10 protein-coding genes are annotated in these 11,725 nt (G+C 66.6%); 3 read left to right on the top strand and 7 right to left on the bottom strand.

Annotated elements, in window-relative coordinates; all coding sequences use genetic code 11:
- Positions 1 to 141: 141 nt before the first annotated feature.
- Positions 142 to 522 (bottom strand): STAS domain-containing protein, encoded by a 381-nt coding sequence (locus BFN33_RS24355; protein WP_069762233.1) that lies wholly within the window; start codon positions 520 to 522, stop codon positions 142 to 144.
- Between the two features lie 160 nt (positions 523 to 682).
- On the opposite strand from BFN33_RS24355, the gene BFN33_RS24350 reads away from it, so the two are divergent.
- Positions 683 to 1,177: an ATP-binding protein gene (locus BFN33_RS24350; protein WP_069762232.1), complete on the top strand. Its 495-nt coding sequence runs from the start codon at positions 683 to 685 to the stop codon at positions 1,175 to 1,177.
- 130 nt (positions 1,178 to 1,307) lie between these two features.
- Here BFN33_RS24350 and BFN33_RS24345 read toward each other — a convergent pair whose 3' ends face one another.
- The 6 genes from BFN33_RS24345 to BFN33_RS24325 form a co-directional block, all read right to left on the bottom strand.
- A complete protein-coding gene (locus BFN33_RS24345) occupies positions 1,308 to 1,766 on the bottom strand; it encodes an SRPBCC family protein (protein ID WP_069762231.1) in 459 nt (152 codons plus the stop codon).
- Between the two features lie 163 nt (positions 1,767 to 1,929).
- A complete protein-coding gene (locus BFN33_RS24340; RefSeq protein ID WP_069762230.1) occupies positions 1,930 to 3,354 on the bottom strand; it encodes a HupE/UreJ family protein in 1,425 nt (474 codons plus the stop codon).
- Positions 3,351 to 4,655 carry a DUF3500 domain-containing protein gene (locus tag BFN33_RS24335; protein WP_256122856.1) on the bottom strand — a complete coding sequence of 435 codons (1,305 nt, stop codon included), beginning with the start codon at positions 4,653 to 4,655 and terminating at the stop codon, positions 3,351 to 3,353. The genes BFN33_RS24340 and BFN33_RS24335 overlap by 4 nt, the downstream gene beginning before the upstream one ends.
- 522 nt (positions 4,656 to 5,177) lie before the next feature.
- The gene (locus BFN33_RS24330) at positions 5,178 to 6,917 is read right to left on the bottom strand and encodes a helix-turn-helix domain-containing protein (RefSeq protein WP_176742459.1); all 1,740 of its coding nucleotides are present in this window, start codon (positions 6,915 to 6,917) and stop codon (positions 5,178 to 5,180) included.
- Between the two features lie 89 nt (positions 6,918 to 7,006).
- Positions 7,007 to 7,474 carry a hypothetical protein gene (locus BFN33_RS50155; RefSeq protein ID WP_079140989.1) on the bottom strand — a complete coding sequence of 156 codons (468 nt, stop codon included), beginning with the start codon at positions 7,472 to 7,474 and terminating at the stop codon, positions 7,007 to 7,009.
- A 19-nt stretch (positions 7,475 to 7,493) separates the two neighbouring features.
- The gene (locus tag BFN33_RS24325; protein ID WP_069762228.1) at positions 7,494 to 8,672 is read right to left on the bottom strand and encodes an FAD-dependent monooxygenase; all 1,179 of its coding nucleotides are present in this window, start codon (positions 8,670 to 8,672) and stop codon (positions 7,494 to 7,496) included.
- A gap of 121 nt (positions 8,673 to 8,793) precedes the next feature.
- On the opposite strand from BFN33_RS24325, the gene BFN33_RS24320 reads away from it, so the two are divergent.
- Both BFN33_RS24320 and BFN33_RS24315 read left to right on the top strand, forming a co-directional pair.
- Positions 8,794 to 10,626 carry a CocE/NonD family hydrolase gene (locus tag BFN33_RS24320; RefSeq protein WP_218109038.1) on the top strand — a complete coding sequence of 611 codons (1,833 nt, stop codon included), beginning with the start codon at positions 8,794 to 8,796 and terminating at the stop codon, positions 10,624 to 10,626.
- A 10-nt stretch (positions 10,627 to 10,636) separates the two neighbouring features.
- Positions 10,637 to 11,668: an NADPH:quinone reductase gene (locus BFN33_RS24315; protein ID WP_176742458.1), complete on the top strand. Its 1,032-nt coding sequence runs from the start codon at positions 10,637 to 10,639 to the stop codon at positions 11,666 to 11,668.
- The last annotated feature ends 57 nt before the right edge of the window (positions 11,669 to 11,725 follow it).

Raw genomic sequence — 11,725 nt, 5'->3', positions numbered from 1 at the left:
AACTGCCCGGTGAGAAATCCGTCGAAGATTAACCCAGGTGCGCGGCAGCGACAAAAGCCTGGTGGGAGCGTTGTTGCAGGCCGAAAAAAGACGTCGTGAACCCGGCATGGGGGGAGTCGTCCCGGGTACTCGGTTGAATTTTCACGCGCCGGGGCGCATCGACGCGAGCGCATCCTCCAGGGTCGGGTGACAGGGGACGACGGTGTCGAGTCCCACGAGCTGCAGGGTGCGCAGCACGGCGCCCCGCACCACCACGAGCCGCAGCGATCCCTGCGCGGCCCGAGCGGACTGGAAGGCGGCGATCAGAGCGTTGACGCCGCTGGAGTCCATGAAGGTGACCCGGCTCAGGTCGATGACCACCCGGGGCCCCTCGGGGGCGCCGGCCGGCGACAGGGCCCGCGTCAGGCCGCCCACGCTCTGATGGTCGATCTCTCCGTCGAGGCCGAGCACGGTGATGCCGTCGGCGTCGGTCCGGACCACGGAGAGTCTGCCGTGGCCCACTGCTTCCCGGTTGTCTGTCACTCGCGTCCTCTGCGCACTCGATGGGGGCGGTCAGGTCCTTGATGCCACCGTTGCCCAGGAAGCCCGAGCACGATGCATGAGACGGTCCTCCGGTTCATGGGCGGCACAAGAACAGCGCGGCACAGGAGTAAGGCGGGAATCACGGGGTATCCGCGCGCCCATGAACGGGGTATTGGAGATGGTCGGCAGGCTGCGGATCCTGCCTGAGGAGAGTGCGTGGATGCCGGAAGCCGCACCTGCCGAGGTGACCGTGGCACTGGACGGAGCGGACGGCTGTATCGCCGACGCGCGGGCCCAGACGTCGAAGTTCCTGACGCGGGTGCAGGGCGAGTACGGGCTGCCGGTGTCGGCCCGCGCCATGGACCTGGGGCAGTTGGTGGTCAGCGAGCTGGTCACCAACGCGCTGAAATACGCGCCCGGGCCGGTGCTGCTGCAGCTGCGCATCACGGACGCCATGCTGGAGATCGAGGTGTGGGACACCGATCCGACGCTTCCCCTGGCCCGCGCCGCCGACGCCGGTCGGGTGGGCCAGCACGGTCTCGAGATCGTGATGGCGGTGGTGCAGGGAATAGAGGTACGCCGAGAGTCCGTCGGCAAGCGCATCACGGTCCGCCTCGCGTTGTTCGACGATCCGCTGCAGGACCTTTCTGGCTGAACGGTCCTCGCGGTCGGCGACCGTGGAAACGAGAAGATCGTGTCCCGGACGTGTTCCCGTCCTGGAGGCCCGGCGGCGCAGCGGGTGGCCGCCGGTCTCCGAGGGCGTTCTTCGGCTGCCCGTGGAAAGGTCAGCGTGAAACGATCGCCTTCTCGGCGGCCGTCTTGATCCGGGCGCCGAAGGCGGGCGCGTCCTTGCGGGCCGCGGCGAGCGCCAGGCCGACCAGCAGTTTGCCAAGACCGTGGCCGTCGAGGTGGTTGAAGATGCGGACGCGAGTCCTGCCGTCGGCCAGTGACTCCAGGTCGTAGCCGCCTTCGCGCACCGTCACGCTGTTCTTGGACACCTCGGCCCAGCGGAGCTTCACCGGCGCTTCGAGCTCCGTGATGCGGAACTCCCGGGCGGTCTTCATGCCCGCGTCCTTGACGGTGCTCCGGAAGACCGTGCCCACAGCGGTCGGGGTGTCAGGGATCCTGTCGATCTTGAGGACCCGAGGGCTGAACTGAGGATCGTTGCGCCCGTCGGCGAGGTAGGCGAACACCTCCTCCACGGGTCGATCGACCTCCACCACCGCTTCGAACTGTCCGGACATGGCACTCCTCATCTCCGCGGCTTGGCCGACGTGCGGCACCGGGACGTAGGTCCCCCTGTGCCATGGCGGCACCGTGACCCTACGGGAGGACCGGATGCCACGCGAGACGAACGGTGACCGCGGCGGCGTACTGAAAGGCGGGCGGTCGCCGCTGGGTGACGTTTCAATGAGTTTGTGCCGCCGCTGAGTCGGCGATGCCCGCCGACCGGTCCGGACCGTGCGGCTCACACGTCGTCGTGGGAGGTTCGGCCGGTCCGGGGCGTGCGTGCCGACGGGTGGTGAGGGTCCAGGCGGTGGCGGCGAGTGCGGTCACGGTGAGGGAGGCCAGCAGCAGCGTGGTGTGGGATCCGGCGCTGTCGGCCGCCCGGGCGACGGGGTTGGGCAGACCGAGGCGGTCGGCCAGCCAGCCGGCGGCCGCAGTGCCGGTGAGCACCGCGCCGGTCAGCCGCAGTGCGGGCTGCGCCCGCAGGCGTGCCAGCACCAGCAGTGAGGGCAGCGCCAGGAAGACCAGCAGCAGTTGCACCAGTTCGATGCCGAGGTTGAAACCGAGAAGGCTCGTCACGAGCTGACCCGTGGACAGGTGCATCTCCGCCAGGACGAAGGAGAACGCCATGCCGTGACCGAGGCCGAAGACCAAGGCCACCAGCGCCTCCTTGCCGGGGAAGAGAGGGCGGATCGCGTGGATCGCGCCGACGAGGATGCTCGCGGCGATGAACGCCTCCACCGGCCATCCGGGGACGTCCAGGCGCCCGAGCGCGGTGACGGCCAGCGCGACGGAGTGCCCGGCGGTGAAGGCGAGCGTGATGCGGCCGATCCGGCCGAGCGCGCGACGGGCCCCGACCAGGCCGTCCCAGCGCCGCCCGGTGGCCGCGAGCGGAGCGGGCAGGAGCAGGATCAGCAGGAACAGCAGGTGATCGGTGCCGGTGAGGATGTGGTCGCCGCCCAGCTTCACCATGGCCAGGAAACCGCGCCAGGCGCTGCCGTCGCCGAGGTCGACCTTCAGGGCGGGGACGGTCATGGTCCGGGTGTCGATCCGGATGGTGCCGACCTGGGTGGTGCCCTCGCCGTCGACCTGTCCGGCGGCCCAGTCCTGACGTACCGTCACCAGGACTGTGTGCGTGACGACTTGGTGGACGATGACGTCGTAGTCGAAGGTGAAGTGGCGTACGTCGGCGCCGGCCGGCGGGGTGAGCACGGCCTCGGCGACCACCTCACGGTAGGGGCCGGTGGAGGTCTGCTCGGTGCGGCTGAGGCTCAGGGCGCCGACGCTGACCTGCCAGGCCTTGCCCCCGGAGCTGATCGGATGGACGTGTTCGCGGAGGTAGGTGCGGATGGCGTCGGCCCGCCCGGACAGCGTGGCCCGGGTGGTGTCGCTCAGATCGATCCCGCCGGCCCGCGAGAGGTCGTCGACCGGCAGTTCCAGCCGTGCGGTGACCGACGCCTGATGCACGTCGAGCTGCACCACCGAGTGCGGCATCGGATGCGCGGCGGCCGGCGACGCCCCTGCGAGGAGCGCCGCCGGTACCACGATCGCGATCCCGGCCACCAGACGCAGTGCTGTGGTCAGCCAGTTTCGCGGTCCGGTCATGAGAAGGAGAACTCGCTGCCGTAGTCGCGGGTGTGGTCCCGGTACACGGTGTGGTAGTGGACTTGGTCCCGGTACACGACGCCGTTCTGGCAGACGAACTCGACCCAGACGCTCGGGCCGTCGATCCGCACGTAGTCGCCCTGGGTGTCCAGGCCCGTGCCGCCGGAGTAGGCGACGTAGGTCTGGTCGAGTTCCTTGGCGTACGTCTTCATGAGCTGCTTGGCGGTGGCGTCGTCCACGTCGGCGACCCAGGGGTGGATGGCCTCCAGGACCAGCTTCTTCTGCTTCGCCGACAGTGAGCCGGCCTTGATGCCTTCCTTGGTCGCCGGGAACTGGCCGTCCTCACCGGGGCCGAGCAGCACGTCGCCGAACGACTCGGACAGCTTGGCCTTGGCCAGCTGCGCCGTGCTCAGGCTGCTGGTCAGCTTCAGCAGACCGTCGCGGAACTTCGCCATCGGGGCGTGCGTGGTGCCGTCGTCGTCGGTCCAGCTGGTGGGCTCGACACCGGTGAAGAACGGACTGGCGCCGGCCACCTTGCCGTCCTTGTAGGTGACGTTCACGGCGAGGTGGTGGCCGCCGAAGTGCAGCTGCCAGGTGCCGTCCGCCGACGGGGTGCCCAGGAACGCCAGGAAGTAGACACCACTGCCGTAGCCGCCGAGACCGCCGCCGCCGCCACCGCCACCGGAGGGTGGGGCGCCGGTCGGGACGTCGGTGGGCGTGACACTCGGGTCCGCCGAAGCCGAAGCCGAAGCCGAAGCCGAAGCCGAGTCCGAGACGGAGGCGTCGGCCGAGGGGGCGCTGGACGCGCCGTCGGTCGGCGCGGCGGAGTCGGAGCCGGTGCTCTGCGCCGAGGCGAGCACGTCGTCGGCCTTGAGAGTCTCGAGAACGTGCTCGTAGCCGGTGTCCTTGCCGGATCCCAGGGCCACCTTCAACACGTTCTCGGCCGCGGCCAGTTGCTCGTCGCTCAGCGAGCTGAACTGGATCCCGGGACGGCAGGTCGACCCGCACGGCAGGTTCGACCACGCGGTCGCGTTCGCCTGGGAGAAGTCCAGGACGGTCGCCGCCTGCTGGTCGGAGTCCAGCGTGTTCAGGAACGCGTTGGCGGCGCTGACCACGGCCGCGACGCCGCTGGCCTTCCTGTCGACCGGGTAGTGGACGCCGGCCTTCTTCGCGTCGCCCGTGGTCGTCGCGGCGTTGGCCGCCACGAATCCGCCACCGACGAGGACCACGCCGGCGGCCACGCCCGCTATGCCCCGCCAAGCACGTCGGCTACGAGCCCGACGGGTTCTCTCTTTGCTCACGAACACTCCCTGAAGAAAGGGTGGGGACGGTACGCCGACTCTGCGGACGGCGGCGTCCGGGACAAGCGCGCGCTGGACGAGAGAACTATCAGCAAAATTGTTGACAGCTCAATGCGTGAGCCGTCGGGCCTGTCCCATTTGGGCGGTGGGCACCACGTATGCAGGAAATAAGCTGTGCTCGTTGACAGGTTGCTCTTACCGCAACTTCAGCTTGCGACGCGGCTCCGCGCAGGACGTGTCGCCGTCGGCCGCAGGGCTATGTGGCGACCGGATCTCCACCGTCGCGGGGGAGACCGTGCCTACTTGACGTTGTCGACGGCGGAATCGTTCACGGGTCTGTGCGCTCGCGGGCGTCGACGAGTTCATCCCAGTGCTCGACAGTCCACGCATAGACGTTCAGGAGGACACCCGCCCCTCGGCCGGTTCGTCGCGCCCGACGAGGTCGCCGGCCTGACCGCGGTCCTCCTCGGCCCGGACGGCGGAGCACTCACCGTGCAGCAACTCGTCCAGTGCGCCGGGGCCTCACTCTGACATCCGGTCTGATCCCGGCGAAGCCGATGCCGACCGGATGTCGTCTGCCGCCAAGGCGGCACTGAACTGCAAGACGTCCGAAGGACTTGCGAGAGAGAGTCCCGTCAGCTTCTCGATGCGCCGAAGCCGCTGGGAGATCGTGTTCTTGTGCACGAAGAGCTTCTGAGCGGACACATCGGCGCGGCAATCATGGGCCAAGTAGGTTCGCAGGGTGAGGATCAGGTCTGTCGAGCGCTCAAAGTCGCTCTGGCGCAGTGCACCCAGCACGCGATCACTGAAGTTGGCGACGGCCCTGTGGTCCTCCAGCTGGAGCAACAGGCCAACCACCCCCAGGTCCTCGATGGTGCGAACCAGGGGAGCCTGGGAGCCGCCCAGTTCAAGCGCGCCCCGTGCCATCCGGAAGGCCCTGGCCAGGTCTTGTGAACCACTGGCCGGGGCCACAACTGCGTGAACCTGAGGGTCGATCGCGCCCTGCGTGAGGGTGGCAGCTATGTCCCTCGCACCTTCACTGATCGGCCAGAGGGCGACCCAGTAGTCGCCGAGCCGACCGCAGACAAGGCGGGGTCGGCGACTCGAAATGGATCGCATCCGGCGCCCGAGCGGCGAGTTGTCGATTTTCGCGGCACCAACGTCGCTGTGATCCTTCATCACGACTACCTGAACCTCGTCGACGAGCAGGTTTGCTCGTAGTGCGCGCTGTCGGGCCGCGGTGCGCCGCTCAGGGTCGCCAGAAAAAAGATCTCCGATCAGATCGTCTCTGAACCGGGCTTCGGCTTCGGCCGCGGTCCGGTCGCGCAGAAGCAGGAGCGCGCAGACGGTTGCCGCGTGCTCCAGTGCGCGAGCCGCCATGTCGGGTTCGAGGGTCGCGCCGAAAGCCTCGATTCGTGCAGCTGTCTCCCCGTGCAGCAGAACCACTGCCGAGTTCGGGCTCTCCGGTGCCAGGTCTTCGGCCGAGTCGGGGCCCGCCTGTGCCAGCACGAAGCCTGAGGCATCGACGATCTTCAGGAATCTGGCGCCCAGCATCTGTGCGGACTCGTGTGCGAGGTGGGCGAGATCCGAGTTGGTGAGGGCCACGTCGGTAAGGCGACGATGCAGCTCCTGAGATCGCTCGTCCCGCGCCTGTCGGTCGCGTAGTTCCTCGTTCAGATCCTCGAGCTGATTGACTCGGCCGGTCTCCGCCTGGCGGAGCCGCGTGATTTCGAGAGCCGCGCTCGCGAAATCCGTCAGGGCCTCGACCAAGTGGCGAAGCTGGGGATCCGGGGCGATGACCTCTCTGTTGTAACAGTTGAAGGTTCCGACGATCTGGTCGCCCGCTCGCAGCGGCACAGCCAGCAGTGTCCGATAACCCTGCGCTCTCGCCGGCCCGGACCATTGCGTGAAGTCGGCGTGCCGCGTGATGTCGGACACCCAGACGGAAACGCCGGAGGTATAGGCCCTGCTGGAGGGCGACTGTCTCGCGGTACTGCCAAGCGTCAACGGGTTCCGGGAGTTGATCTGCTCGACGTAGAAGGTGTCCAGACCGGCCCAGGCACGGATGAGCAGCTGAGTTCCTGTTTCGTCGGGGAGAAGAACCGCGCAGAAGTCGAAGCCGGTGAGCTGACGCCCCACCGCGACCAGTCGCTGGTGCAAGTCTTCGGACGAACTCCCCGCCCCGGCCTGACGGGCCAGCAACTCGAGCGCCGCGATCCACACAGCGGTGGGCGTCACTTCGTGAGGCATCGGCTTGCTCAAGAGGTGCCCTCCAGCCTGACGACTCGCATGTGACGGTCGTCCGTGACCCCGGCTCAAGCGTATGACAGGAGCCGGTCGCGAGGGTGCGCTCATCCAGTTCCGATCGGCAGGGGTTCGTTCTCGCTGTCGAGATGTTCCACAGTCGTGAATACGAGATCTGCTTCACCCACGTTTTCGATGTCGTGGAGCAGGAATTCGCCGTGCGTGAACTCAAAATGCCGCGTTTCGCCAGCTGTGTACTCCACTGCGCGAGTCGTTCCGTCGTGAGTGTGCTGCATGCTGCGGCCGGACGTGACAGCCGTCCAGAAGTAATCGAGCACGTGACGATGAGCGTGCCATCGTTCGCCCGGCGCCAGCCGAATCTCCCAGACCCGGACACGGGTATGCTCGCTGAGCAGACGCGAACCCACATGTCCATCCTGCGCGTGAACGCGGAACTCTTCGATCAGCTCATCGGTCCAGCCGGAAAATTTGCTGGCGATCAGTTCGCCCGCCAGGGGCAGATCAAGGCCGCTCGCGACGGGCGTTTTTCGATTGTCCCCGGACCTATTACTCACAGTGCTCCCTCCGTCTCCGTCAGATACCGGGCCCGTAGAGACCGAACCGGAGTTCGGGATCCTCCGGGCGCCAAGAGTTTTCGAACTGGGAACGCTCGCCCATGGCCTGGACGCGCGACTCGAGCTGAGCGCCCAGGGCGAGCTGAATCGGCTCCCAGACCTGAAGGGCTTGCTCCAGGCCGTCGGTCTTTTCGATTGCCGTGGCAAGACTCCACGCGTCGGCAGCGGCCTTGGCGGTGCCCGCCGCCGCGTGCGGGCGGGCGGCGCATGCCGCGTCACCGAGTATCGCGACCCGGCCCCGGACCATCTGCGCGGCGCGAATGTCACTGACGACCTGGACGTAGGGAGCATCGCAGCGCAGAACGACCTCGGCCGTTGCGGGCGGCAGGTCGCGAGCTGCGTCCATCCGCATTCGTTCGACCTCGATGTGCGGAACGTTGTCCGGGTGCAACGACAGAACCCCGTCGGACGCGCCGCCAACGAACTGGTCGAGTTGGCTTCCCGCGGGAACGTTGCGGTACCAGACGAAGTTCATGAGCCTTTCGGTTCTGCCACCTTTGATCGAGCTGGGCACGGGATACATCACGACGTGTGAGTCCGGCAAGAGCGCGTAGGTCACGGAGTCCTCGATAACCGCACGCGTTTCGTTGCTCAACAGGCGCTCTGATACGAGGCCGCGCCAACCTATGTAGCCGGAGTACCGGACGGGTGTGTTCGGTGAGACGTACTGCCGGCCCATCGAGTTCACCCCGTCGGCGAATACCACGAGGTCGCCGGTAGCGAAGCTGCCATTGTCGAATTCGACGGTAGCGGTCGACGCGTCCTGAGCGACCGCCACGGCGCGGTGTCCGTGCCTATGACGTTCGGCACCGAAATCGCGCAGCAGCGCCGAGTGGAGGGTCGCCCACGAGCTGTAGGACCACTGCGCGTACTCGCGGTGAGCCACGTGATTGTTGATGCCCAGGTACTGGACGAAATTCGTCGAGGTGGTCAGGTTCTCCAGCGCCTGCGTACTTCGTTCAGTGAACCAGCGGATCGTGTCCGGCTGCAGCACGATGCCGCCGCCGCGGGCGTCGTCGCGGGTCGATCGCTCGAAGACGTCGACGTCCCAGTCGAGGTCGCGTAGCAGCAGCGCGGTGGTGAGACCGCCGATCGAACCTCCGACGACGACTGCCTGACGGGACTTGGGTTCGCGCATGCGTCGACCTCCCTGGTTGCGAGAGGCATCGGCTCACCTGCTCGATGCCTCGGGCATTCAGTCTCGGAGGGGTGACGCGACCGATTCCATGTACCAGGACACATTGCACGTCACTCACAGTGTGAGTGAGCACATGTCGCAGGGCCGTTCCGCTGCGGCACTCTGGGCTGACCTCGATGTGGGCGAGTTCCCAGTGGCAGGCGCAGGATCGGAGGCTGAAGTGGCTGCTCAAGAAGAAGTGGCGAAGAGGATGCTTGTCGAACGGGACGTCCCGATCGAGATGGACGATGGCATCGTTCTACGCGCTGACGTCTTCCGTCCGAATGACGGCTTTGAACATCCCGCGCTCATGACCTACGGCCCCTACGGGAAAGGTCTGGCGTTCGCCAACGGGTACCCGACTGCATGGAACAAGATGGCTGAGGAACATCCGGACACCGTGACCGGGTCGACCAATGTCCACCAGTGCTGGGAAGTGGCGGACCCAGAGAAGTGGGTTCCGCATGGCTACGTCCTCGTTCGCGTGGACTCGCGTGGTGCCGGCCGGTCGCCAGGCTTTCTGGACCCGTTCTCCGTGCGAGAGATCGAGGACTTTCGCGAAAGCATCGAATGGGCGGGCCGACAGCCGTGGAGCAATGGCAAGGTCGGCCTGAACGGTATCTCCTATTACGGGATGAACCAGTGGCGGGTGGCCGCGCTGAAGCCAGGGCCGCTCGCAGCGATCTGCGTATGGGAGGGCGCCTCCGACTTCTACAGAGAGGCTGTCCGCCATGGCGGAATTCTGAGCATGATGCTGCTGAACTGGTACGAGATGCAGGTGCTGCCGGTCCAGCACGGACGAGGGGAGGCGGGACCCAGGAGCGCTGCGACCGGTGAACTGGTCTGTGGCGATAAAACGCTGGATGAGTCCGAACTCGCTGCGAACCGGGCCGACTTGCCGAAGTTTCACCGCGACAACGAGTTCATCGACGCCTACCGTGACCGCCAGGCCGATCTGTCCCACGTTGATGTGCCGCTGCTGTCCGCCGGTAACTGGGGCGGGCAGGGACTGCATCTTCGCGGCAACATCGAAGGATTTTGCAGGGCGTCTTCGACGCAGAAATGGCTCGAGATACACGACGGTGAACATTGGGTGGAGTTCTACACCGACTATGGCGTAGACCTCCAGCGCCGGTTCTTCGATCACTTCCTCAAGGGTGAAGACAACGGCTGGGATGAACAGCCCCGCATCCGGATGAAAGTTCGGCACGTCGACGGAACGACGGAGGTGCGACACGAAGACGCATGGCCACTTCCCGGGACGACCTGGACTGATCTGCAACTGGACATCGATCGAATGCACCCTGGTGCCGCCGCCGAATCGGTCGTTTCCTTTGACGCCAACGGCGAGGGCGTCTCCTGGACGACCGAACCGATGGAGGAGACCACCGAGATCACGGGACCGATTGCCTGCCGGCTCTTCGTATCCACCACCTCCACGGACGCGGACATCTTCGCCGCACTGCGCGTCTTTGACCCGGCTGGTAATGAGCGCGTGTTTCAAGGTGCCATTGATCCCTTCAGTGCGGTGACGAAGGGGTGGTTGCGAATGTCGCACCGGGAACTGGACCAGCGTCTCAGTACGCCGTACCGGCCGTTCCATCCGCATGAACGGAAACTCGAGGTCATTCCCTACGAGATCTGTCAACTCGATGTCGAACTGTGGCCCACCAGCGTGGTCCTCCCGCCGGGCTGGCGTCTCAGCTTGACCCTGCGAGGCTCCGACTGGGTTTACGACTCGGCGCCGGAGACTCGACTCTCGAACTTCAAGAACGCCATGCAGGGGTCGGGACCGTTCCTGCACAACGATCCGTCGGATCGTCCGGAGTCCGTCTTCAGCGGACGCACTTCGATTCACCTGGGGGGCAAGCACACATCTTTTCTCCGCCTCCCGATCGTCCCGGCAACGACCTAGAAAAGGAGTGATGAAGATCAGAGCCGCAGGTTACGCAACCACAGGAGGTCGCGATGTGCTCCGCATGGTCGACCTCCCCATACGAGATCCGGGCGCAGGTGAGGTTCGGGTGAGGCTCCACTACTCAGGCGTCAACCCGACCGACTGGAAGACCCGCATCGGTGGCATCCACATGCCGATCCCCGACGGGCAGGTTCAGGTTCCGCACCTCGACGGCTCCGGGATCGTGGACGCCGTCGGCCCGGGGGTCGAGGACCTCGCGCCGGGGGACAGGGTGTGGTTGTGGCTCGTCGCCTTCAAGCGCTTGGAGGGGACCGCGCAGGAATACGCCACGATTCCGGCCCGGCTGGTCCGCCCGCTGCCCGACTCGGCCTCTCTGGAGTTGGGCGCCAGCCTCGGGGTCCCCTTCATCACCGCTCACCATGCGCTGACACTGCGTGCCGGAGGCCCGACGCAGCTCGGACCGGGGATGCTCGCGGGAGTCACCGTGCTGGTCGCGGGGGGAGCAGGCGCCGTCGGCAATGCTGCGATCCAGCTGGCGACGTGGGCCGGAGCGACCGTGATCACGACCGTCAGCAGCGAACCCAAGGCCCGCCTCGCGAAGGCCGCCGGCGCAGCGATGGTGGTGAACTACCGCACGCAGGACGCCGCCGCCGAGATACGGCGACTCGTGCCCGACGGGGTGGACATCGTCGTCGAGGTCTCTCCGTCCACCAACGTCGGCCTGGACCTTGCGGTCCTCGCGCCGCACGGGCTGATCGTCGTCTACGCCAACAACGGCGGCAACGACGTCACCATGCCGGTCCGATCCCAGATGACTCAGAGCGTCACCTGGCACTTCGTGCTGCTGTACAAGATGACCGACGCCGTTCTCGACAACGCCGTCGCATGCATCGACAGGGCCCTGGCGGCCGGGGTGATCGGCGTGGGTGAGGACAGAGGGCTGCCCCTCCACCGCTACCGGCTGGAGCGGATCGCGGATGCCCACAGGGCGGTGGAGTCCGGAGTCACCGGAAAAGTCCTCCTCGACCTGTCCGCATGACGCCCCTACCTGAACCAGCTGAACCTGCCCGCTCAACACGTCGGCGCTCGCCCGAGC

The sequence above is a fragment of the Streptomyces sp. LUP47B genome (assembly GCF_001746295.1).
Taxonomy (GTDB): Bacteria; Actinomycetota; Actinomycetes; order Streptomycetales; family Streptomycetaceae; genus Streptomyces.
This window is presented reverse-complemented; position numbering and strand designations above follow the sequence as displayed.